We start from the raw sequence: 23280 nt of genomic DNA, 5'->3' as shown, positions 1-23280 counted from the left end.
GGTTACGCGCAATCACCGCGGATAAGGCCGCACCAACGCGCATTCCGGATTCAGCCGCACGCCGAATCCCGGTGTGTCCGGTACCTTCATGCGCCCATTCACCGGCACCGGTTCGTCGAGCAGCAGCGGTGTGAACATCGGCACGACCTCGTCGGCCTTCGGCGCCATCATCAGAAATTCGGCGAACGGGGAGTTATGCCGCGTGACCACGAAGTGATAGCTATACACCGATGAACCGTGCGGCACCACCATCACACTGTGCGCGTCGGCGAGCGCGGAGATCTTGATCAATTCGGTAATGCCGCCGCACCAGCCGACATCCGGCTGAATCAGATCGCAGCATTGCATTTCCAGCAGCATGCGAAAGCCCCAGCGCGTCGCTTCGTGTTCGCCGGTCGACACCATCATGCCGCGTGGCACGTTGCGGCGCAGTTCGGCGTAACCCCAGTAGTCGTCGGGCGGCAGACATTCTTCGATCCATTTCAGACCGTATTCGTGCGCCGCCTGCGCGAGCCGTGTGGCATACGGCACATCGAGGCTCATCCAGCAGTCGTACATCAGCCAGAAGTCGTCGCCGACGCGGCTGCGCATGTCCGCGAGTTTCTCCAGATTCTGCTTGAGGCCCGCTTCGCCTTCGGCCGGACCATGCTGCAACGGCAGCTTGCCGCCGATGAAGCCCATCTCCTTCGCGAGATCGGGCCGCGCGCCGGTTGCATAGAACACCAACTCGTCACGCACCGGACCTCCCAATAGCTGATACACCGGCTCCTTGCGCACCTTCGCGAGCAGATCCCACAACGCGAGATCGACGCCCGAGATCGTATTCAGCACCACGCCTTTGCGGCCGTAGTACAACGTGGAGAAGTACATCTGATCCCACATCTTCTCGATGTCGGTCACGAGTTGGCCTTCGAGAAAACGCGCGAGATGTTTCTCGACGATAAACGCGCCGATCTCGCCGCCCGTGGTCACCGCGAAACCGACGGTGCCGTCGCTCGCTTCGATCTCTACCACCAGCGTGCCCAGCACGTTGATACCGAACGACTGGCGGCTCTGGCGATACTCCGGATAACGCGCCATCGGCGTGGAAATGTGATCGTCGATCCAGTGTCCGCCGGGTTGGTCGTGATAATCCGCGCCGCCGCCGCGGACAATGAAGGCACGCACGTGCCGGATGGTAGGCATGGCCATGAATGGGGCTCCGTTATGAGTGCGTCGAGCGCGCGCCTAGCGGGCGCGATGCAGTAAGGTTTCGAAAGTGGTGTGCGGCTGCGCCGGATCGCGGCGCAACAGCGTGCCGATCAGCAGCGCGGCCAGCAGACTCGACACGCCCAGCACGACCAGTCCCGCCGACGTCGACGAAAACGCGCGTTCCGCCGCGGTGCGCAAGCTCGGCGCGATGAAGCCGCCGAGTCCGCCGAGCGAATTGATCAAGGCGATGCCGCCCGCCGCGGCCGCGCCTGTGAGGTAACGCGTGGGAAAGGTCCAGAAGAGCGGCTGCGCCGCGATGAAACCGCTCGCCGCGCAACACAGCGCGAGCAGGCCGAACAGCGGGCTATGCACCAGTCCCGACACGCCGATGCCGAGCCCGGCGACGATCAGCAACACCACCGCCCAACGCCGGTGCTCACCCGTGCGATCCGCGCGCCGCGGCACATACCAGGTCACGGCCAGCGCGCACAGCCACGGCAACGCGGCGACAAGCCCCACCCGCAAACCGACCGTCGTGCCGAGGAACGCCGCCACCTGTTGCGGCAGATAGAAAATCACGCCGTACACGCTCATCTGGATCAGCAGATAGATCGCCGACAGCAGCAACACGCGACGATCCACCAGCGCGGCGAGAATGCGATGCGGACCGTGCGCGGACGCGAGCAGCGCATCGTCGTCGAGCGCCGCGCGCAAGCTTGCGCGCTCTTGCGGATCGAGCCAGCGCGCGTCTTCGGGACGATTGTCGAGATACCAGAAGGCCCACACGCCCACCACCGAAGCCAGCACGCCTTCCACCAGAAAGAGCCATTGCCAGCCGGTCAGGCCAAGTGCGCCGTGCAATTCGAGCAGCGAGCCCGACAACGGGCTGCCGAAAATAAACGCCAGCGGCGCACCGAAATAAAACACGCCCACCGCGCGCCCCCGGGCCGATTGCGGAAACCAGTGCGTGAGGTAATAGATCACGCCCGGAAAGAAACCGGCCTCGGCGACGCCGAGCAGAAACCGCAGCGTATAGAACGCCGTGGGCGTATGCGCGAGGCACATGGCCGCCGATACGAGCCCCCATGTCACCATGATCCGGCACATCCACGCACGCGCGCCGACCCGATGCAGCAGCAGATTGCTCGGGACTTCGAACAATGCATAGCCGACGAAGAACACGCCCGCGCCGAACGCAAACGCCGCATTCGACAGACCCGTATCGTGCTGCAAGGCCTTTTGCGCGAAACCGATATTGGCGCGATCGAGAAACGCCAGCACGTACATCAGCAGCAGAAAAGGCAGCAGCCGTCGCATGACCTTGCTGTTGATCGCCTCGAGTGAAACGGGCGCATGTGTTTTCATGTCGTCTCCTTCGCAGAGCGCGCGCGATCCGCGGCGCTGCGTTTTCTTATCGTGTGTACCGTTGCCGAGTTCAGGCGCGCATCACGCCTCGGCGCCTCAGTACGTTGCGCGCCCGCCGGACAGATCGAATACCGAACCGGTGCTGAACGCACAGTCCTCGGACGAGAGCCACAGAATCAGCGACGCCGCTTCTTCGGGCATCAGAAAGCGGTTCATCGGAATCTTCGAGAGCATGTAGTCGATGTGCTGCTGCGACATCGAGTCGAAGATTTCGGTTTTGGCCGCGGCGGGCGTGACGGCATTGACGAGAATGTTCTTCGTTGCCAGTTCTTTGCCGAGCGATTTGGTCAGGCCGATAAGGCCTGCCTTGGAGGCGCTGTAATGCGAGGCGTTCGGGTTGCCTTCCTTGCCGGCCACCGACGCGATATTGACGATCCGGCCATAGCCCTGCTTGAGCATTTGCGGCACGACCGCACGGCAGGTGAGGTACGGGCCGATCAGGTTGACGTCGATCACGCGGCGCCAGACGTCGGGTTCCAGCTCCCACGTGGTGCCGTTGCCGCCGGTGATGCCGGCGCAATTGATCAGCACATCGATCGCGCCATGATCGGCGACGGTTTGCGCCACGGCCTGCGCGACGGCGGCTTCCTGCGTGAGTTCGACGGAGACCGCCGTGACTTTGCCCAGTTCGCTAAGCTCACGCTGGCTGCGTGCGAGGCGTTCGGCGTCCACGTCCCATAGCGCGACGGACGCGCCCGAGTTCAGCGCCCGCTGCGCCACCGCGTAGCCGATGCCGCGCGCGCCGCCGGTAATGGCGACTACGCGCCCCTCCAGATCGATTCGATTCATCGCTGTGCTCCTGTGGCTCGCCTGAGCGGCTCGCCATTGTGTTGTTGTGTGCTGGCTGGTTGTGGTGTCAATGCCGCTGGTGCGCTTGCGCTGACGGTTCAGCCAATATACGAGCGGTGCGATGCGCTAACAATTCGAGTATTGGAGGAGGTGATAACAAAACTGGATCGAAAGAGACCGCGAATGTGTCGTCTGCAATGCCATGCTGGTGCAGCGCATTTGCGCTCAAACGCTACAAAGACGCCCCATTCAACCCCTTTTACTTTATTTTTTTTGCGCTTGCACAACCGCTCGATCGCGTTCGATACTGGTTTAACCCGGCTTCTCTGCTGCGGGTGCATCAGTCATCGCCCGCCCCATGCGGGCTCCTCATCTGAACGATGGATGCGAACGTCAGGAGGCGCCATGGAAGTCTGCGATGGATGCTCCGATATCGACGGCTTGCCAGTCGATGTGCAACGGCAGGAAAACCTCACGCTAATCGGTGTCGCGGAGTGCAATGGCACGCTCGTGCTGGAGCACTATCGCTGCGACAAATGCCGGGCCGTGATCGCCAGACAATTCACGGGCGACTCCCACGAACGGATCTGGAGCGTCATCGAAACGGCTCATTGAGCCATCGGCACGGCCATCCTCAACGTCAGTGCAATTCACGGCGAGCGCCTACAATCAGCAAGGCATGACGCGGCACACCCACGCCGCGACGCTTCCCTGTTGATTCCGGAGGAACCATGAGTCGAACTGAGACTGCATTGATTGTCGGCGCGGGCAAGGGCTTGAGCGCCTCGCTCGCGCGCCTGTTCGCGGCGGAGGGCATGCAGGTCGCGCTCGCCGCCCGCGACACCGGCAAGCTGACGGAGCTGGTCGACGAGACGGGCGCCCTGCCCGTGGCTTGCGACGCCAGTCAGCCCGATCAGGTCACTGCCCTCTTCGAGCGCGTGGAGAAAGCATTCGGCGCTCCCGATCTCGTGGTCTATAACGCGAGCGGCCGCTATCGCGCGCCACTCGAAGCCATCGAGCCACAGAAGCTCGAAGACGCCTTCAAGATCACCGCCCTCGGCGGCTTTCTCGTCGCCCAGGCCGCGGCGGTGCGCATGTTGGCGCGCGGCCACGGCACCGTCCTGCTGACTGGCGCAACGGCCAGCGTGAAAGGACTGCCCGGCTCGACACCGTTCGCCATGGGCAAATTCGCGCTACGAGGCATGGCCCAATGCATGGCGCGCGAGCTTGCGCCGAAGAATATTCACGTCGCGCATTTCGTGATCGACGGCGGCATTGCCAGCGGTGCAAAAGGTTCGGAAGACGGCGACGCCGACGACAAATGGCTGGACCCCGACGCGATTGCCAGGGAGTACCTTCACATTCATCGTCAGCATCGCAGCGCGTGGACGTGGGAAGTCGAACTCCGCCCGTGGGTCGAGCGGTTCTAGGCGCCGCGCTCGTCCGGCTTACCGAACGAGAAAACCGTAGGTGAGCGGATCCCGCTCGTCGATTATCCAGGTCGCAAAGCCGCAGACAAAAGCATTGCCTTCGACTTCCGGAATGACGGCCTTGAAATCACCCACCGTTGTTTCGCTCAAGACGCGCCCTTTGAACACGGTGCCGATAATGGACTCGTTCACCAGGGTGTCGTCCTTGCCCAGTTTCCCACGCAAATAAAGCTGCGCGACGCGGCCTCCCGTTCCGGAGCCGGTCGGCGAACGGTCCACCTCACGATCGGCGAAGACGCAGCAGTTGGCTTGCGTCGACCCCTCATGCCGCGGCGCATTCGCGATGATGGTGCCGTAGATGTGGTTGATCTCGGGAATGTAGGGATGCTCGACAGGAAACGCCTTATTGGCCGCCTGCTTGACCTCAGCGCCGAAGCGGATGAGTTCTTCCACCGACGACTCCCGCACCGCGAGACCATGCGGCTCGCCGTCGGTGTAAAAGTAGAACGCGCCGCCGAACGCGATATCGCCCGTCACCGAGCCGAACGACGGCGTCTCGACGGTCACGTCCTGCTTCCAGATAAACGACGGCACGTTGACGAATCGAACGTTGCCGGCGTGCTCGCCATCCCACTTCACGAATGCTTCGATGAACCCGCACGGCGCGTCGATGCCGATGCGCGTTTCGGGTATCTCACGCTGAACCCAACCCAGTTCGACCGCCGCCGTCGAGAGCGCGATGACACCGTGGCCGCAATGGTCGCTATACCCTTCGTTGTGAAGGAAGATGATGCCGAAGTCGGCATTGGGGCTGACCGGTTCCGTCAGATACCCGCCGTACATATCGGCATGCCCGCGCGGTTCGAACATCAAGGCCCGGCGGATATCGTCGGCGTTTTCCTTCAGCCATGCGCGCCGCTTGACGATCGTGTCGCCAGGCAAACGCGGCAGACCGCTGGTGACAATGCGAAATGCCTCGCCGCCCGTGTGAACTTCAACGGTCTGGATGGTGCGTGAAATTTTCATGTCTGCGTCGTGAAGTGGATGGGTCAAGCCGTCGGCCGTTACTGACCGTAAGGCGTCGGCAAGCCGTTCTTGATGACGTACACGGTGGTCGGCGCGCCCTTCAGGTCGCCGTACTCGTCGAACGAATAGGTGCCTGCTACGCCCTTATAGTTTTCCTTCGCGAGCTGGGCAGTCAGCTTGGCCTTGTCCGTGGTCGTGCCCGCCTTCACCATCGCGTCGGCCAGCAACTTGACGCCGTCGTAATAGCTCACGGCGTAGACCTGCGTATCGATGTTGTAGGCCGCCTTGTACTTCTGCAGGAACTCGCGGCCGGCCGCGGTTTTCTCCAGCGCAATGCCGCCCTGTGCGCAATAGACAATCGAGGCCGCATCGCCCGCCACCTTGCCCATGTCGGCCGAGCAGATGCCGTCGCCGCCGAGCAGCTTTGCCCGGAGTCCGCGCTGGCGCATCTGTTTAGCCATCGGCGCGCCCTGCGCCGCGTAGCCGCCGAAGAAAATCACGTCGGGATTTTTGGCCTTGATGGTCGTCAGAATGCCGAGGAAATCCGTTGCCGACGAGTTGGTGAACTCCTGCTGGATAATCTGGATGCCGTTCGCTTTGGCAACCTTCACGAACTGCTCGGCGACGCCCTGACCGTACGCCGTGCGGTCGTCGATGACAGCGGCCGTTTTGGCCTTCAACGTCTTGGCGGCGAACTGCCCCATCGTGCCGCCCAGTTGTTCATCGCTCGCGCCGATCCGGAAAATGTTCTTGAAGCCCTGCTTCGTCAGCGCCGGGTTCGACGCGACCGGCAGCATCGGTACATTGCCGGTGTTGTAGACGCGCGATGCCGGAATCGCCACGCCCGAGTTATACGGTCCGACCACGGCGAGCACGCCGCTGTCGACCAGTTTCTGCGCGACTTGCACGCCGATTTTCGGGTCCGCCTGGTCGTCTTGCGAGTCCAGTTTAAAGGTGACCTTCTGACCCGCGACGGTGACGCCCGACTTGTTCAGTTCGTCGATGGCGAGCCGTGCGCCGTTCTCGTTGTCCTTGCCGTTCGGCGCCTGCGGACCGGTGAGCGGCGCCGAATGACCGATGGTGACGACCACCTGGGCACTCGCGGACAGGGTGAAACCAGCGGCCATCAATGCGGCCGCAGTCATTGCAAGACATCGCATACAGGACTCCGATTGGACTAGGGAGCAATCACCATATGCTCAAATGGGTTCCAGTTCAATCGAGCGGTACGCCAGGCTAGGGCACCGCAAACGATCCGCCGTGCCGCATGCGGGCTCGACCATCGTCAAAGCCGCAGCAGTTCGTTTTTCATCCACTCGTGGACCGCGTGACTCAGTTCCTGCTGTGTCATGTCCTGCGGAGACAGCGGCGGCCCGACCACCACGCGGATATGCCCGCGGCCCTCCGGCCAGCCTTTTGTCGGCCAGACCTTGCCCGCGTTCAGGACCACGGGAACGGCCGGCACGCCGGTCGCGCACGCCAGCCGAACGCCGCCGGACGTCATCCGCAACGGCGCATCGTGCGCGACCCGGGTGCCTTCCGGGAAAATGACGACGACATCGCCCTTGGCCAGCCGCTCCGCGCTCTCCTTCGTCACGGCTTGGTGAGCCTGTCGAGCGGAGCCGCGGTTCAGGCTGACCATGTCGAGGCCACGCAACACCCAGCCGAAGAAGGGGATGCGCAGAAGCTCTTCCTTGAACACGAAACTGACGCGGCGCGGAAAAATCGCGAGAAACGCGAGCGTTTCCCACGTCGATTCATGACGCGAGAGGATGATCGCCGGACCGTCGGGCAGGTTGTCGAGCCCGTCTATCGAACATGAAACGCCGGGTAGCCAACGCATGACGAAGACCAGTGCGCGACACCATTGCCTGGCCAGCCAGTACCGGCCGGCCCGTCCGACGAAGGGAAACAGCAGCAGGATGATGATCGAATACAGCGTGCCGCTACCGAGGAGGTAGACGATAAAAAGCCATTTGGTGAAAGTTGAGCGCATCGGGACCTGAATCGGGGGATAAGCAGCGGAAGATTTTCATGGTAACGCGTTGAGACGGCGACGTGAGCGATACGTTCGGTCGCGGGCGGAAGAGGCGCGCCTGGCGTTTCCGCTGCTCACTGAAGGATCGAATTCGGCTTGCCTTCGCGGCTCTTTGTTCCGTATCCGTTTCTGGAACACACGCAGCGCACTCAGAACGGTCCGCGACTCGCGAGGTTGGCGTACTCGTCCTTGAGCGTTCCGATGCGCCGGCGGTACGCGTTGAGCAAGCACGATTGATTAGCGCCGCAGGCTTTTCTGGACTCCAGCCACGCCTGCTGCTCGTCCTGCATGTTGCCCCGCGCGCCCATCGCAACCAGGCCCGTCAGCATCTGGTAACGCACGGCCATTTCGACGTCCATCTCACTCAGTTGCCGTGACGCGCAGATGGTCTTTTCATCCGGCAATCGCGCCCGGCCGCAGTCGAAGCTGGCCGCGAATGCGGAAGCGGAAGCGAGTGCGGCCATTGCGAACAGCGCCCACCGCAAGTGACGTTTGATAACTTGATTGCGTTGTCGATTCATCACGCTTCTGCGTTGTGGTTGAACTGCCGTGAGCACGGTCTGAACAACTAAACCGATACCCGGCAGTTATTCCGTACACGCCGGGCAAGCCACCGCTTTATCGGCGACCTTCTGTTCGCCGCGGCCGAAGCTCGCCAGCGCGGCAAGCCCCAGCAACGCGAGGCCGCTACCGAGCAGAAAGTCGGCGGAAATTCCCACATGGTCGACCACCACGCCGCCCACCAGCGACCCCAACGCAATCGCCACCTGAATGATGCTCACGAACAACGCGGAGCCGGCTTCGGGCGAATCCGGTGTGGCGCGTTGAATCCAGATGCTGAAACACAGCGGCAACGCGCCGAAGGAAACGCCCCACGCAAGCACCAGTGCGACGACGCCGATCGTCGAATGCTGGAGTAGCGGCAGCAACACCAGGGCGAACATCAACAGCGAAACCATCGCGCCGACCGACACTTTCAGATTGCGCGTCACCGTCGACGAAACCGCGAAGTTCGAGAAGAACCCGATAATGCCGAAGCCGAGCAGCAGCCACGTGATGGTCGACATGTCCAGATTCGCGTTATGCAGCAGGAAAGGCGTGATGTACGTGTACGACGAAAAATGCGCGCCGAAAGCGAGCGCCACCATCAGCATGCTGCGGCGTGGATGCGGCCGGCGCAGCAGCGCCACCAGATCGCGCAGACGCAGCGCGGCGGTCGACGGCAGGGACGGCACAAAGAAAAACTGCGCGACCAGCGCCACCGCGACCAGCACGCCGGTCGCCATGAACGACACGCGCCATGATGCGAAGCTCGCGATGAACGTGCCGAGCGGCACGCCGATCACCGTTGCGCACGTCACGCCGGTGAGAATCGTGGCCATGGCGCGCGCCGAATCCTTGGGCTTCACGAGCCGCCCCGAGGCCGCCGTGGCCAGCGTCCAGAATCCGCCCAGCGCGGCGCCGAGCAGCGCGCGCCCGAACAGCATGCAGAGAAAATTCGGCGCAAAAGCAGAGATCAGATTCGACGCCAGCAGCAGAGCCGTCAGCAAAAGAAACACTCGCCGGCGATCCATGCGCCCCGCCACCAGCATCAGACCCGGCGCTGAAATGGCCGCGATGACGCCGGGGACCGTGACCATCAGGCCGGCGGTGCCGGGCAACACGCCCAGATCCGCGGCGACGCGCGGCAGCAGTCCGACCGGCAGGAACTCCGTCGTCACGAAAGCGAAAGCGCCGATGGCGACAGCCATGACAGCCAGCCATGAACGCAGGGACGACGATGCGCCATCGTCCAGCGAGGCCGTGCTCGCCGGCAGATTGTCTTCGATCAACATAGTATTGTTTGCGAGTCTATTAACAACGGGTGAGATTGGAGCGGCCGCACCGCGCTAATCCATTCGCAAAGCGCCCGGCACGATTGAAAAAGCAGGCCATATGGGCCTGCTTGCCGGAAGTGACGCGATTGCAGTCTGGAGAATCAGCGGGTGAAAACCCGAATAGACCACACCATAACATCGTATTAACTCGCTCGCTGACCGCTCCGAAAAATCGCGGTTGGGCGTGGGGTTATTCGCGCGGATTTCACGCTCGGCTCCCTGCGCGACCATCACGCGGCAGGCGCTGCGAAGCGCGAGCGTCACCTGGGCACAGCGTTTGCTGAAGCGCATGTCAGCGTTTTTAACACTCGCTCATCTCACATAAAGAGGACGACGCCATGCTTACCACCCGCCCTTGCACCGCCACTTGCGTGATCGACGGCATGCCGCTCACCGTCACCTTCTATCCGGACAACGGCGTGCTGCGTATCGCGGACTCGTTGGGGGCGTGCATCAAGGAAACGCGCTGGCATGCGTCGTGGCGCGCACTGCTGGACGAATTGCGCGGATTCACCGAGGACGCCGCGGTGCAAGGAGAAACCTTCAACGCGATGATGGGCCGCTTCAGCGAGCGCGCCGGTCATCCGCTAAACACGATGGCGCTCGCATAACGGCAGCTGACGGGAATACGGTGCTCGTCAATACGCACCGCATTCCCAAAGACCGACCGGTCATTGACCAAAATAGATTCTGCATTGCGGCGCGGAAGACATGCAGGGCTGATTTTGCGGACCTCCCGCCTGCGATTGCCCCCCGGCTACGCCGCCGTACGAGACATTCTGCACCGGCTGGGCGCCGGGCATGCCCTGCCCCGAGTCGCTGAACGACATGTCGGTTGTCGCTTGCGCCGATTCGTTCGCGTTCTGCATCAGCGCGCGGCCCGACACGCCGGCGCCCTGCTGGCCTTCGATGCCCAGCGCGCCCGCTGTTTTCGGCACCAGCAGGAATACGGCGCTGGCGAGCGCCATCCATAGTCGTAGTTTCATGTCCAGACTCCTTGAATCCGGCGCAGCAGTTCTCGTCCTCCAAAGAATTGATCCGCGAAAAAAGTCAGGCTGCCCAATGGGCCGACGGACGAGTCGATGCCGATGCCTACTGCTGCGGCGAGTCATCGAACTAAACGAGTAATGAGTTGCCAGACCTGCAACCGATGTCGGACGCGTTTTGGCGGCTAGCCGGAATCGGTGGCCGCAGGCTGGAAGCACGGATTTTGGCTCCGCTCATTTCTTTATAGCTCGGCCACTCAGGAATTCAATCGCGGAACACCCGGCCCGTTTGCCGCAGCCGAAGTAGTTGGAAAGAAGAGATTTGCACAAAATCACCCAAACCGGTACGTGCTTTGGTCGCGCAGTGCGTTATGATGCTGACATAACGACAATAATCGGCCCCGCGTGAAGTACCGGCGAGAGACGGAGCGTGGAGATGAAACCGGCCTGCCGCAATCAGTGCATCGTCAATACCGTTTTTTCCCTTGTGAGCATGAGGCCTGGCGTGAGTCATACGCTGCCTTCCTTGCCGCACGGCGGAGCGCTTGAATATTCACTGATCGATACCCTTGAATTTGATTGGCGGCCAGGTCAGCCATATGCTGCACCGCGCTATTTTTGAGCGGCGTTTTCTAAACGCTGCCTTTAGGATTTCCTTCAATCTTAACCACACCGCGGGCCGTCCCCATTTATATGGATCGATGCATTCGCGGATTTGCCTTGCAATCTGTAATTGACAGAACGCCGGACGTTTTAGAAGGACGAATATCTTATGGACGAAAGGAAGCGAGATAGCATGATTGCGTATCTCCGCCATCGCATGGAAGAGTTTGGCATCAAACCAGAAGACCTGGCTGCAGTGCTGGCATCCGAGCCGGCCGCGCAAAAGCCGGGACGCTACCGTAGCGCAACTGGAGATAGCTGGGACGGCCAGGGCGAAATGCCTCAATGGCTCAAACAGGCAATCAGCGCAGGTCAATCCATCGACCACTTTGAATTGTCGGCCGCGCCGGCGCCTGCTCCGCAGCCGAAAAAACGCGTGGACTGGCAGAACGACCCGTTCGCCGGAAGCCCGCTCGCGCGTTCGAACAATCGATAGACCACCGTATCATTCAGCCGCTAGCGTAAAGAAATCACCCCGCAATTCCTCCGTGGGAGACCGCCGGTTCGGCGCGTTCGCAAGCACGCATGTACCTGTGCCATGCACACATGTGACGCGTTGTCGCGTAAGTCCCACGAAAACCGCGCAATGACTTTTGCCGGCTTTTTGCCGCGTGCTGAGTCAGACTGAGGCAGCGCCTGCGCCTCGGTTCACGCGTCGCATGTCGTGACGCGCTGCGTCGACGCGCTCAACGCGGGAATGGTGGCCGTTGCAACAGCGCCGGCCGGCGCCGCGTATTGCGGCAGTTCGATAAACGCGCTCATCTGCCGCACGATTTGCCAGAACACCTTCTCGAACAGGCGCGCACGCTCGGATTCGGCAATGCCGTCGGCGAGCGGATCGGCCAAGGTCCAGGTGCACGTGGCAGGCTCGCCAGGAAACGCGGGCGCGTGGTGTGCGTCGACGGATTCGTCCAGCGCGACGACGAGATCCATGCGCGGCGCCCATTCACCGGTGAATTCCAGCCAGCTTTTCGGACTGAGAATACCGAGGTCCGAGATGCCCGGCCGCAATTGCGCGACCGCGCACGGATGTACCCGCGCGGCCGGTTCCGGACCCGCGCTGAACGCGTCGAACCGGTGTCCCGCCAGTTCCCGCAACAAAGCTTCGGCAATGATGCTGCGTGCTGAATTCTCGCGACAGAGAAACAGCACCCTATATTTTCTGATCACGCTTACCCCGTACCCGTGTCTTTTTGTTTGATTCTGCGTGCAATTCTGCCGGCTCAGTCTTGCGCCCTCGTGACACTACGATGTTCAAATTTGTTGCGCCACGAGAATTTGTACCAGGATTTGCCGACTTACGGGCACCGCGCATCGCGCGTGCGCCGAAGTGTACCAGCGCAAGCGTCAAGCTTTCATTCAGCCTTCGACAGGAGCAAACCGGGATCGGGCAGTCACACCGAAGCGTCGCTCTCGTGTCGGCCGGACACGATGCGGTTGGCCGCGTCGCTTCCGTCAGTTGCCGCGGCGGGCGAAGTATCGAACCTCATGGCCGCGGGCGGTGTGCTGATCGCCTTGACGCCATTGGCGATGCTGGGTGCCACGACGTAGGGAATAAACGCCGCCACCGCAACGACTACGATGAAAGTGAACATGGCTGTCGTGCCTCCCGGAATTGACTGCGTGGAAGTCAAACGAAGCAGGACCGCGTGGCAATGAGCAGGCGTCGCTCTCGAGGCGGCGTTCGGGCGACGCCGGCGACCCAGGCTGCGGACGTTGTCTTTGATTTTAGAAGTGCGGATTCGAACGCTAAAGCCTGCTCTCTATATCAATTCGGTCTACCTCTATGGTCTTCCGGCCAGGGCGCCATTCGTCACACGGCTGCGGTTGTGCGCCGAAGTATCCGCGGACTGAACGATGCCTATATCGACGAACTCGTCGCCGCACTCGCCGCCGAACTCGCACGGATCGCCGGACAACCGGCGTGATGCGTCAGAGCCGCAAGCCGTTGAGAAACTGGAACCAGAGCCCGCTCAGGGCACCGGCTGGATGCGTATCGCCGACGGGTTCCTCGCGCTTGTCCTGATGCGCGCGGTGACCTGGCGAAGCCTGTGCGGCCGCGTCATCTTTCGCTGCAGCGGCCTCGGTCGCGACCGAACTATCGGCACTCTCGGACGCATCCGCCGCGACCGGCTCGGCTTCGGCCTTCGCCGGTTCGCGCCGCGCGGCCTGCAACGCCGACACGCTGTCCGCGATCTGCGCGGCTCGCCGTGCCTCGCATCGACGCCCGAGCAGCACACCGAACAGCACATCGCGGTTGTGGCCTTCGTCGGCGAAACGCATGGCGAGCGAGACCATCTCCGCGTACGCGGCTTCATCAGCGGCCCGCGACGCCGCTTCGCGCTCGGCTTGCGACTTCCGCTGGCGCGCGTGCTGCGCTTCCCAGCTACGCATCTGCTCGGCGTAGACCGCGTCGTACACCTTGCGCTGCGCGGCGTCGGAGAGGATCGCGTACGCGTCCTTGATTTCCTGGAAGGTGGCGCGCGCAACGTCTTCGGCGCCGCTGTTGCGGTCGGGATGCCACTTCATCGCGGCCTTGCGGTAAGCCCGCTTGATTTCTTCGTCGGTGGCGTGCGTGGGCACGCCGAGGGTGTCATAAAGAGTTGCCATTGCTTGCTCGACCTCGCCGTGTTTTTGGCTTTGCGGACGATCGTAACATGCAGAAAACGGCTTTATCGTGAAGTGGCCAGGCCGCAAAACGCCCGGAGTGCGGATAAAAAAAGGCCCCGCCATTTGCGTGGCGGGGCCGAGTCCCATGTCAAGGAGGTGTCATGGAGGAGACGATTCGATCATAGCCGTGAGTCATCGCGCCCCCTAACAATGCTTCGGCATATGCTTATCCGGCGCGGCTTCAAGTGCATTGCAGCGCATGCGGCATAGGCTCCGCTACGCCGAAGGCGGGCGCGCCGCCGCTGCGGCAAACGCCGCGCGGTTATATCGTTAGAACATAAAGTCACTTCGTGCGGCACCCGGCGCTGATTAAGATAACGCTTCAAAGTCCGGTTCGCCCCGGTCCGCCGCGCGCAGCCCGTGCCGGCGCGCCGTGAGCCGCTACCGAAGGAGCATTTCGTTGACCAGTTTCGATCATCATCGCCGGCCGCTCGTTATCGGCATTGGCGGCACGACACGCGCCGCTTCGTCGACCGAGCGCGCGCTCGGCTTCGCGTTGCGCGGCGCGCAGGAAGCCGGCGCGAACACCCGCCTGTTCGGCGGCACCTTCCTGCATAGCCTGCCCCACTACGCGCCGGAACAGGCTCACCGCACGGACGAACAACTCGAACTGATCGAGGCCGTGCGCCATGCAGACGCGCTCGTCATCGCCACGCCCGGCTATCACGGCGGCGTGTCCGGTCTGGTCAAGAACGCGCTCGACACGCTGGAGGAGCTGCGCGCCGACGAGCGCCCGTATCTGGATGGCCGCGCGGTGGGCTGTATCGTCACGGCATATGGCTGGCAGGCCGCGGGCTCGGTGCTGACGTCGTTGCGCTCGATCGTCCACGCGTTGCGCGGCTGGCCCACGCCGTTCGGCGCCGGCATCAATACGCTGGAGACGCGCTTCGATACCGTCGACACCTGCTCGGACGCGAAGGTGGTCGATCAGCTCGCCACCGTCGGCCAGCAGGCTGCGCAATTCGCGCTGGCGTTCAACGCGCACCGCACGGCGGCCGCGGCGCCGCCGGCCGGCAACGCCCTCAAGGAAGCACAACCCGCGCGCCTGCTGCACGCGGTTTAAATCCCCTTCCACTACCGACTCGCAACGCCGTGGACCCGCCTGGGCGGCCCACGGCGCGGTCGTTCGCGCGAACGTGCGGCACATAACAGACCCGTTTCCCGCTACGCCGGATAGTGTGTTCGAACACAGCGAATATGATCCGATCGGGGCTTCTGCACACTTCCCTTCAGATTTGCTTACGACAAAAGATTGGTTCACCCGCTGCGCAGCGCGGCCTAGGCTTGATCCTGCCCGCTGATTTACCGGCCGCGTGACCTTAGGGGTTGCGTCCGAAGTGCCGGCCTTTTCGACGCAAGCGGGGCATAACGACTGCAAAAAATCATGAACGCACATATTCGCTACAAGGGTTATGAAGTTGCACCGGCCGCACAACAATTACCGAACGGCCTGTTCGCCGCCAATCTGACCATCGAGAAAACTTCCGCCAATCACGAGCAGCATTATTCATTCGACGCGCTCGATTATTTCTTCGACGAAGAGCACGCATTGGCTTACGCATTTCGCTGGGGACGCATGTGGATCGATAACCATCAGTAACGTCACCGATCGCGTCTCCGACCTCATGTACGTTGGGGGCGGCGCCAGCCAGCCTGCGCCGCCAGGCATCGGATTTTGAACGGTTGTGCCAGAATGGGCGACACATCGAGTTCGCCCTCTGTACGCCTGCCATGTCCGACACACTGACAGATGTTGCCGAAGACCGTACCCTGCGCCACTGGACATTCCGCGACCCCGCCCGCGTGAAGATCGGTTCCGAGGCGCACAAGCAGATGTTTTGCCGCATGCTGCTTGAAACCCACAACCCTTATAAACCGGCCGTGCTCGATTGGCCGCCCTTGTCGCCCGATGCACTCGAGCGGCTCTGTTCGCTGCCTATCTGGGACATCGCGGTGCAGACCGAAGGCCGCGCGTCGATCGCCGTCCATACCTACGCCGCGCAATTGCGCGATCCCCTGGTGCGCGAAGCCATCACCATGGACGGCGACGAAGAAGCGCGTCACAAGCACGTGCTGTCCAGACTGATCGCCGCCTATGGCATCGAGATCGCGCCCGAGCCCGACTATCCGCCGCCACGCGACGCCGAATGGGAATGGATGCGCACGGGCTATAGCGAGTGCATCGACAGTTTCTTTGCGTTCGGGCTATTCCGCTCGGCGCATGAGTCGGGCTTTTTTCCCGCCGCGCTGGTCGAGACTTTCGAACCGGTCATTCAGGAGGAAGCGCGCCACATTCTGTTTTTCATCAACTGGGTCGCGTGGTATCGACGCACCATGCCGCTGTGGCGCAGACCGTGGCATTCGCTGCGCGTGGCCGCGATCTGGGTGGTGCTCATCTGGCAGCGCCTCGCGATCGCGCGAGGCATCGACGCGAAAGGCATGGCGCACGATTCGAATTTTCTGCCCGCGAGCAGCGGTGTGATCGGCGAGGCCATGAATGCGCCCGACCTGTTCGCGCTCTGCCTCGCGGAAAACGACCGGCGCATGAGCGGTTACGATGCGAGATTGCTGCGGCCCAGGCTGGTGCCCACGCTGGCCCGCTTGGTCCTGCGCTTCATGAAACCCGCGCGCCGGGACACCTCATCAAAACAAGGAGACGCCGGCCATGACATGGACCGTCGATGAACAACTCGCGTTGACCGCCACCGAAGCGGTCGCCGCGATCCAGTCCGGCCGTCTGAAGGCCGCCGACTACGTGGCCACCTTGCTCGCGCGCGCGGCGGCGCTTTCGAGCCTCAATGCGCTCACCACGCTCGACCTCGACGGCGCGCTCGCCGCCGCGCGGCGCATCGACGCCTTGCCCGCCGCCGAGAAGGCCCGCTTGCCGCTCGCGGGTTTGCCCGTGGTCGTGAAGGACAACATCAACACGGCGGGCATGCAGACCTCGGCGGGCACGCCGGCGCTCGAGGGCTTCATACCGAAGACCAACGCGCCCTCGGTGCAGCGCCTCGTCGACGCCGGCGCGATCGTGCTCGGCAAGGCGAATATGCATGAACTGGCGTTCGGCATCACGAGCACGAACCTCGCCACGCATGCGGGCCCGGTGCGCAATCCCTACGATCCCTCGTTGATTCCGGGCGGCTCGTCGGGCGGCACCGCGGCGGCGATCGCCGCGCGCATCGTACCCGCGGGTCTCGGCACCGACACCGGCGGCTCAACGCGCATTCCCGCCGCGTTGACGGGCACGGCGGGGTTTCGTCCATCGGTCGGCAACGGCGGCGCCGAACGGCGCTATCACGACCCGGACGCCGTCGTGCCGGTCAGCCATACGCGCGACACGGTCGGTCCGATGGCGCGCAGCGTCGCCGATATTGCGCTGCTCGACGGCGTGATCACCGGCGCCCGCGCGTTGCCGGATGTCGCGTTGAACGGCTTGCGCATCGGCCTGCCCGCGCCGCTCTGGCAAGGACTCGAACGGCAGGTGGAGGACGTCGCACGGGCCGCGTTGCAGCAGCTCGAAGCGGCGGGCGTGGTGTTCGTGCCGGTGGCCATGAGCGAACTGGATGATCTGAACGCCATGGTGGGCGGCCCGATTGCGATCCATGAGCCGCGTGACGACGTGCTCGCCTGGCTCGTCGCCAACGACGCGCCCGTCAAAACCGTCGTCGAACTGGCGGCCCGTATTGCCAGCCCGGACGTGCGCGCGATCTACGACGCCGTGCTCGGCGATGTGCTCGGCGACCGCTACAAGGACGCGCTGAATCATTGGCGGCCGCGCTTGCAGCAGTACATGGCCGCGACCTTCGCCGACGAGCGCCTCGACGCGCTGCTGTTCCCGACCACGCGTCTCGCCGCCGTGCCGATCGACGAAGTGAACGGTTCGTCGGTCGTATCGATCGACGGCTCGGCGGCCATCGACACCATGGACGCTTTCCTGCGCAACACCGATCCGGCCAGCACCTCGGGCATACCGGGACTTTCACTGCCCGCGGGCATGACCGCGAGCGGCCTGCCGGTCGGACTCGAACTGGACGGCCCGCTCGGCGAGGACCGGCGTCTTCTTGCGATCGGCATTGCGTTCGAACAGTTGCTTGGCGCATTGCCGGCGCCGGTGCTTTGATACCGAAATCACCTTCACAACACCTCCAAAAAACTCAACTAGTACACCGATGAAAACTCAAATGCCCGCTCTCCCGCGGCGGGCCCTCTTGCGCCACGGCGCGCGAATCGCCGCGGCGTTGACCCTCGCCTTGGCCGCCAGCGCATGCGCGCGCCTCGCCGCGGTCGACTCGAATGCGCTGTGGAAAATCGTCGATCTGCGCTGCGTGCCGTCCCAGCAGGCCAACGGCACGCCCGGTCAATGCACGTTTGTCGATCTGAACAAACGCTACGCTATCCTGAAGGATATCGTCGGACGCTCGCAGCACCTGTTGATTCCGACCGACCGCATTACCGGTATCGAAAGCCCGCTCGTGCTTGCGCCGCATGCGCAGGATTACTGGGCCGACGCGTGGGACGCGCGGACCTACGTCGAGAAATCGGTCAAGCGCTCGCTGCCCGACAATCAGCTCGGCCTTGAAATCAATTCACAATATCGCCGCACGCAGAACCAGTTGCATATTCATATCGATTGCATGCGCGCCGATATCAGCGAAGCGCTCGCGCGTCACGCCAAAGATTCACCGGATCAATGGCGCTGGGAAACGCTCGACGGCGATCGCTACCGCATCATGCGCGTGACCTCGCTTGAAGGGGCCGACAACCCGTTTCGCATCGTCGCGAGAGACAACCAGGGCGCGGCGGCGATGGCCGGGCAAACAATTCTAGTGACCGGCGCGGGACCGTCCGCTGACAAGGACGGCTGGCTGATCCTCAACAGCGGGATCGACGTGGACAACGGCAGCGGCTCGGCCGAAGGCCTCCAGGATCACGCCTGCCGCGTGGCGGACGCGCGCTGAGCGTCTGACCAGCAAGCCCGGAAGGCGCCCCGCGCTTAGGGCCGGCCGCCTTTTCACGTTTTCACAGATGCATTGCTGAACAAATTGGTTCTGGCAATGCGCGAGGGTCCGTAGGATCGGTCTGAACCTGCATTCCGGCCGATCCTGTTCATGGCGATTTATCTCGACGACACGCAACGCAACACCGTCGCCCGTCTGGCGACAAGTTGGACATGGCGCACGCAATGGCCGACCTGGGCACTGATCATCACGATCTATGGGGGATGGTTCGGCGTGGCGACACATGCGCGCGTGCTCGGACTGCCGCTCACGACGCTTCTGCTCGCCGTGCTCGGCACGTGGTACATGTCGTTGCAACACGAACTGCTGCATGGGCACCCTACGCGTTCGCCGTTCGTCAATGCCCTGCTCGGTTTTGCGCCGCTTGCCGTGTGGTTTCCGTATGGCATCTATCGCGATTCACATCTTCGGCATCACGACGATCCACATCTGACGCATTCCGAGCGCGACCCTGAAAGCTATTTCGTCAGCGCGCTCGTTTGGCGGCACACCGGTTGGTCCATTCGCGCGTTGCTGACTTTCCGCAATACGTTTGTCGGCCGTCTGCTGGTCGGGCCGGCGTTCTCCATTGCGGCGACCGGCGTGGACGCGCTGCGCAAGATCAAAAGCGGCGATTGGCACGATATTCCACTGTGGCTCGCGCACTTCGCCGCCGTTGCTGCGCTCGCAGCGTGGCTGCAACATGCGTGCGGGATCCCGGCGTGGGTCTTTTTTGTGGGCGCGGGCTATGGAGCGCTGTCGTTGAGTTCGATCCGTTCGTTTCAGGAACATCGCGAGGCGCAAGCGCATGATCATCGCAGTGTTATTAACGAAGCGGCGTGGTTCTGGCGCCTGCTGTTTCTGAACAATAACTATCATCTGGTGCATCACGACTTGCCGCATGTGCCGTGGTTTGTGCTTCGGGAGGTCTATGAGACATCCCGCCAGCAATATATAGAGCGCTCGGGAGGCTTTCTGGTAAAGGGTTACAGCGAATGGTTGAAGCGTTATTCGTTCACTCGGGTCGCCCAACCAGTTTACGGGGTCATATCCGGCATGGTCTTAGATAATCCGTCCACTTCCGACAGTTTTGCGGGTAAATTGCGGGTAAAATTCATGGTAGTTGTCCTTCGAGGAGAATTCCATGAGGCTGACCTACCCGCTGTTGTTGAACGCCAAACCGCAAGACAAGCCCTATAAAATTCGCGACCGCGATTCCATGTATCTACGGGTGTCGGTCTCAGGTTCGAAGGTGTGGAAATTTGACTACCGGCTGGATGGCAAGGATTGCAGTTACACCCTCGGCCGGTTTCCCGATCTCTCTATAGCGGACGCTCGTCAACTTCGCAACGCTGCAGCCAACCTCGTCGCGTCCGGCGTCCATCCGAAGGCACACGAAAAGCATCTTCAACAGCAGAACGTTGCTCATTACAAAAACACGCTCTGGCCGGTGTGTGAGGAATGGCTGAACGACAACCGAGCAAACTGGACCGCCTACTATCACGGTCAAGCCACGCGCTTCCTTGCACGCTACGTGAAGGACTCGCAGCTGGGTGCGATGCCAATTCGCGACGTCACGGTGGCGCACCTGTATGACCTGATCCAATCGATTGCAAAGCGCAAAACTATTTCAGGCGATGAACGCAAGGCCGAGGGCGCTCCTCACATCGCAATACGTTTGCGCCAGCACCTTGACGCTGTATTCAGACGAGCGATTATCAGCGGACGCGTAGACTCGAATCCTGTCGCAGCACTCAAGCCATCGGATGTTGTAACGCTCCCGCCTACCCGACACAATCGAGCGCTGGAGGCTGATGAGCTCAAGCACGTGCTGGCGGCGTTTTGGGTCACGGGAACTCCTCTTACGCGTTTAGCAATGCGCCTGCTATTGCTCACCTCCGTGCGCACCGTCGAGTTGCGAGGTGCGACGTGGCGGGAGTTCGACCTCGAAACAGCTATATGGGCCCTCCCCGGCGAACGCATGAAGATGGCGCGTCCGCATGTCGTGCCACTCAGCACACAGGCAATTGAAGTTTTAGGAAAAGTAAAAGAAATTACCCGGCCCAAGACCTCGGGCGATTACCTTTTCCCAAACGCCAGAGACAAATCACGACCCATGGCAGCTACTACGATCAATGCAGCGTTGGTTCGCGCTGGATTCAATAACGAACGTCTTTTCAGAGCACACGGCGCACGAGGTACATTCAGCACATGGGCACACGAACGGGGATTTGTTCCTCTCGCGATTGAACGTCAGTTGGCGCACGTCGAGAAAAATCGTGTTAGTCGTGCGTATAACAAGGCCGAGTTCCTGTCAGAGCGACAAAAAATGATGCAAGATTGGGGGGACTATCTGGAAAGTCTGAGGGACTGATCTTTTGGCACGACGGCGCTTCCCCACTCAGATCCAAAATCTTGAGGAACCAGGAAACGCCCGTGATTGCAAACGAAGAGCCAACATGCGGTGTGGCAGACCCATCCACAATACCCACTCGATCGTCAATCGCTCGCGGGGACCCTTGCGTATACGGCTTCTCCGTCTGGTCGGGAGTGACGATAGCCGACATTCGCGACCCGGTACCGGTGAATGTCAGCATTCGTTATTGGCGAATGAGTCTTGTCGACCCACTGCGGTCGGTCGTCCCAGTGCAACATATTGGACAGCTTTCAAGTTACAACGGTCGGTCGTTTAGTCGCACTAGAAGATCAGAGTTCGGCCATACGTGCCGTTCAGGGTTTTCCAATAGCGGCCTTTGGCGTGTCCATTTAACCGAAGTCATGTTGTCTCCACGGCCGGTTCTGTCGAGGGCGCTCAAGACTGGGAGGATGCCGGGTTTCCTCGGAGGCGTGGGTCCCCATGGTCTTGGGGCTTTTCTTGCGTACCAAGTCCTGGTAGCGCCCGGGATCATGGGCGACGGCGAGTTCCAATACCCTGTAAAACAACAGTCCTCGGCTACATGAATGTCGGCGGTTGAAGCGGAACACGAATTCATTGAGGTAACTGGGCGAGTGAGCGGCGTCCACCGCCCCTGGTGTGTTCCGAGCAGCCAGCGCTTTGCCAAGGACGCGATTCGATGCACGCCCGGCAGCAGCGCCCCCGGGTCTTCTCCACGCGCGCTGGCGGTCCGCTAACTGCGACGCTCATGGATGTAGCCTTTCTCCTTCAATCCTCGGTAGCTCTGCCGGGCGTCGGTGATCACCGTTGCTCCTGGCTAGACGTTTGCCGACACGAAAGCCTGCAGTGACTCTGCCGAGGCGTCCGCGACGGGCGCTATACGGCAGCGGCCAAACCCCTTGGGCTGAAGAACTTCGACTGCAATACACGTCAGTATCTTCTTGCCGTGGGCGCGCCCTCCGGTCAATCCCGGCTCGACACCGCCGATGTATGTTTCATCCACCTCTACCCGACCGCGCAGCAGTTCCCGATCGGGACGTATCAATGCGGATCGCAGCCGATGCAGCAGCCGTCTGGTACGAGCCGATCTGCAGGGCCCGCTTCAAACTCAGGGCCAAGATTCCGTCTCTGCCGCAGGCGAAGTTCCAGCAAGCTGCAAAACCAAACTGTAAATGGCGTTCGGGTTCGGTCGAAAATGTTGCCTGCCGTCACCGATGTTCGGTTGCCGCAGTCTGCACACATGAACCTCCCGTCTTTCAACCGCCATCCGCCAGCGTGGCCGCATTCCGGACAGATAAACCCGAACGGCCAGCGCAGCCACTCCAGTTAGTCCAGGCAGGCAGCGTCGGACTGAAACCACGCCTGGAACTCGCCGAAGGAACGAGGGTAGTCAATGCCTGCGATTGGGATCTCCATGTCGGTAGTATGTGACGGCTCCGGTTAAATGGACGCCGCCAAAGCGGCCTTATCCCAATGTCCACTTCGATGCTATTCAGCGTTCCGAGAACATGTTCGATGGGGCGTCCTCGCAGCTTCACTGCGTCGGGGCGGCGATCAAGACGGCGCGTCGGCGGCAACCATTCGCTTCTGTGCACGATCAGGTGGCCAACCTGTTCATGCATTGCCGCTACAACACAAGCGCGCAACAACAACGAGATGCGGATAGCAGGCTTTCGAGGCGTGGGAGGAGGCAACTTGCATGCCGACGCAGGGGCGGATCGTCCCGTCAGTTCGTGCATCCTCGCACGCCGAGTCTGCCGTTCGGCCGCAGGTCACCAGGTTGACAGTACGTT

At 62.0% G+C, this 23280-nt stretch carries 24 protein-coding genes and 1 pseudogene; 12 read left to right on the top strand and 13 right to left on the bottom strand.

The window, feature by feature from the left end:
• Nucleotides 1-12 precede the first annotated feature (12 nt).
• The 3 genes from rhmD to B0G80_RS25535 all read right to left on the bottom strand — a co-directional run bounded on the left by rhmD (nt 13) and on the right by B0G80_RS25535 (nt 3405).
• Nucleotides 13-1191, bottom strand: a complete 1179-nt coding sequence (rhmD, locus tag B0G80_RS25545; RefSeq protein WP_116120630.1) for an L-rhamnonate dehydratase — start codon at nt 1189-1191, stop codon at nt 13-15.
• Nucleotides 1192-1227: 36 nt separating this feature from the next.
• A complete protein-coding gene (locus B0G80_RS25540; protein ID WP_116120628.1) occupies nt 1228-2556 on the bottom strand; it encodes an MFS transporter in 1329 nt (442 codons plus the stop codon).
• Between the two features lie 96 nt (nt 2557-2652).
• On the bottom strand, nt 2653-3405 hold the full coding sequence (locus B0G80_RS25535) for an SDR family NAD(P)-dependent oxidoreductase (RefSeq protein ID WP_106304300.1): 753 nt from the start codon (nt 3403-3405) through the stop codon (nt 2653-2655).
• 405 nt (nt 3406-3810) lie between these two features.
• On the opposite strand from B0G80_RS25535, the gene B0G80_RS25530 reads away from it, so the two are divergent.
• Together B0G80_RS25530 and B0G80_RS25525 are read left to right on the top strand one after the other, a co-directional pair.
• Nucleotides 3811-4020 (top strand): hypothetical protein, encoded by a 210-nt coding sequence (locus B0G80_RS25530; RefSeq protein WP_106277534.1) that lies wholly within the window; start codon nt 3811-3813, stop codon nt 4018-4020.
• A gap of 116 nt (nt 4021-4136) precedes the next feature.
• Entirely contained in the window at nt 4137-4835 is a 699-nt protein-coding gene (locus B0G80_RS25525) for an SDR family NAD(P)-dependent oxidoreductase (protein WP_116120626.1), read from the top strand.
• Between the two features lie 18 nt (nt 4836-4853).
• Here B0G80_RS25525 and lhpH read toward each other — a convergent pair whose 3' ends face one another.
• The 5 genes from lhpH to B0G80_RS25500 form a co-directional block, all read right to left on the bottom strand.
• A complete protein-coding gene (gene lhpH, locus B0G80_RS25520) occupies nt 4854-5861 on the bottom strand; it encodes a trans-3-hydroxy-L-proline dehydratase (RefSeq protein WP_116120624.1) in 1008 nt (335 codons plus the stop codon).
• Between the two features lie 38 nt (nt 5862-5899).
• The gene (locus B0G80_RS25515) at nt 5900-7021 is read right to left on the bottom strand and encodes a branched-chain amino acid ABC transporter substrate-binding protein (RefSeq protein ID WP_116120623.1); all 1122 of its coding nucleotides are present in this window, start codon (nt 7019-7021) and stop codon (nt 5900-5902) included.
• A 125-nt stretch (nt 7022-7146) separates the two neighbouring features.
• Nucleotides 7147-7857, bottom strand: coding sequence for a 1-acyl-sn-glycerol-3-phosphate acyltransferase (locus B0G80_RS25510; RefSeq protein ID WP_116120622.1), 711 nt, complete (start codon nt 7855-7857; stop codon nt 7147-7149).
• A gap of 191 nt (nt 7858-8048) precedes the next feature.
• Nucleotides 8049-8363: a lysozyme inhibitor LprI family protein gene (locus B0G80_RS25505; RefSeq protein ID WP_258879031.1), complete on the bottom strand. Its 315-nt coding sequence runs from the start codon at nt 8361-8363 to the stop codon at nt 8049-8051.
• Between the two features lie 123 nt (nt 8364-8486).
• Nucleotides 8487-9734 carry an MFS transporter gene (locus B0G80_RS25500; RefSeq protein WP_116120618.1) on the bottom strand — a complete coding sequence of 416 codons (1248 nt, stop codon included), beginning with the start codon at nt 9732-9734 and terminating at the stop codon, nt 8487-8489.
• Nucleotides 9735-10114: 380 nt separating this feature from the next.
• Here B0G80_RS25500 and B0G80_RS25495 point away from each other — a divergent pair, with 380 nt between their 5' ends.
• Nucleotides 10115-10387 carry a hypothetical protein gene (locus B0G80_RS25495; protein ID WP_116120616.1) on the top strand — a complete coding sequence of 91 codons (273 nt, stop codon included), beginning with the start codon at nt 10115-10117 and terminating at the stop codon, nt 10385-10387.
• Between the two features lie 60 nt (nt 10388-10447).
• Here B0G80_RS25495 and B0G80_RS25490 read toward each other — a convergent pair whose 3' ends face one another.
• Nucleotides 10448-10762, bottom strand: coding sequence for a hypothetical protein (locus tag B0G80_RS25490; protein WP_116120614.1), 315 nt, complete (start codon nt 10760-10762; stop codon nt 10448-10450).
• Between the two features lie 436 nt (nt 10763-11198).
• Between B0G80_RS25490 and B0G80_RS46450 the strand changes: the two genes are divergently transcribed.
• Nucleotides 11199-11384 carry a hypothetical protein gene (locus tag B0G80_RS46450; protein ID WP_147309910.1) on the top strand — a complete coding sequence of 62 codons (186 nt, stop codon included), beginning with the start codon at nt 11199-11201 and terminating at the stop codon, nt 11382-11384.
• A gap of 150 nt (nt 11385-11534) precedes the next feature.
• Nucleotides 11535-11861 carry an H-NS family nucleoid-associated regulatory protein gene (locus B0G80_RS25485; RefSeq protein ID WP_106277518.1) on the top strand — a complete coding sequence of 109 codons (327 nt, stop codon included), beginning with the start codon at nt 11535-11537 and terminating at the stop codon, nt 11859-11861.
• Between the two features lie 212 nt (nt 11862-12073).
• Here the strand turns inward: B0G80_RS25485 and B0G80_RS25480 are convergent, their stop codons facing one another.
• From B0G80_RS25480 to B0G80_RS25465, 3 genes are all read right to left on the bottom strand, one after another.
• Entirely contained in the window at nt 12074-12595 is a 522-nt protein-coding gene (locus B0G80_RS25480; RefSeq protein ID WP_106277516.1) for a low molecular weight phosphatase family protein, read from the bottom strand.
• 224 nt (nt 12596-12819) lie between these two features.
• Nucleotides 12820-13020 carry a hypothetical protein gene (locus B0G80_RS25475; protein WP_116120612.1) on the bottom strand — a complete coding sequence of 67 codons (201 nt, stop codon included), beginning with the start codon at nt 13018-13020 and terminating at the stop codon, nt 12820-12822.
• Nucleotides 13021-13357: 337 nt separating this feature from the next.
• A complete protein-coding gene (locus B0G80_RS25465; protein WP_116120611.1) occupies nt 13358-14035 on the bottom strand; it encodes a J domain-containing protein in 678 nt (225 codons plus the stop codon).
• Between the two features lie 460 nt (nt 14036-14495).
• Here B0G80_RS25465 and B0G80_RS25460 point away from each other — a divergent pair, with 460 nt between their 5' ends.
• The 7 genes from B0G80_RS25460 (at nt 14496) to B0G80_RS25430 (ending at nt 21466) form a co-directional block, all read left to right on the top strand.
• Entirely contained in the window at nt 14496-15158 is a 663-nt protein-coding gene (locus B0G80_RS25460; protein ID WP_116120609.1) for an NADPH-dependent FMN reductase, read from the top strand.
• Between the two features lie 321 nt (nt 15159-15479).
• Complete coding sequence (locus tag B0G80_RS25455; RefSeq protein ID WP_106277508.1) at nt 15480-15695, top strand: transcriptional regulator; 216 nt, start codon at nt 15480-15482, stop codon at nt 15693-15695.
• Nucleotides 15696-15826: 131 nt separating this feature from the next.
• Nucleotides 15827-16780, top strand: a complete 954-nt coding sequence (locus tag B0G80_RS25450; RefSeq protein ID WP_116120607.1) for a ferritin-like domain-containing protein — start codon at nt 15827-15829, stop codon at nt 16778-16780.
• The gene (iaaH, locus tag B0G80_RS25445) at nt 16761-18215 is read left to right on the top strand and encodes an indoleacetamide hydrolase (protein ID WP_116120605.1); all 1455 of its coding nucleotides are present in this window, start codon (nt 16761-16763) and stop codon (nt 18213-18215) included. Before B0G80_RS25450 ends, iaaH begins: the two co-directional genes overlap by 20 nt.
• Before the next feature lie 61 nt (nt 18216-18276).
• The gene (locus tag B0G80_RS25440) at nt 18277-19053 is read left to right on the top strand and encodes a CDP-diacylglycerol diphosphatase (protein ID WP_258879030.1); all 777 of its coding nucleotides are present in this window, start codon (nt 18277-18279) and stop codon (nt 19051-19053) included.
• A 150-nt stretch (nt 19054-19203) separates the two neighbouring features.
• Nucleotides 19204-20292: a fatty acid desaturase gene (locus B0G80_RS25435; protein ID WP_116120602.1), complete on the top strand. Its 1089-nt coding sequence runs from the start codon at nt 19204-19206 to the stop codon at nt 20290-20292.
• Nucleotides 20237-21466 (top strand): tyrosine-type recombinase/integrase, encoded by a 1230-nt coding sequence (locus tag B0G80_RS25430; RefSeq protein ID WP_116120600.1) that lies wholly within the window; start codon nt 20237-20239, stop codon nt 21464-21466. Before B0G80_RS25435 ends, B0G80_RS25430 begins: the two co-directional genes overlap by 56 nt.
• Before the next feature lie 500 nt (nt 21467-21966).
• Here the strand turns inward: B0G80_RS25430 and B0G80_RS25425 are convergent.
• Nucleotides 21967-22903, bottom strand: a pseudogene (locus B0G80_RS25425) (IS1595 family transposase); the annotation flags it as partial.
• Between the last annotated feature and the right edge of the window lie 377 nt (nt 22904-23280).

Source organism: Paraburkholderia sp. BL6669N2, assembly GCF_003387275.1.
In the GTDB taxonomy this organism is placed as follows: domain Bacteria; phylum Pseudomonadota; class Gammaproteobacteria; order Burkholderiales; family Burkholderiaceae; genus Paraburkholderia.
Note: the sequence above shows the minus strand (reverse complement) of the source record. Positions and strands in the feature narration are given on the sequence as shown.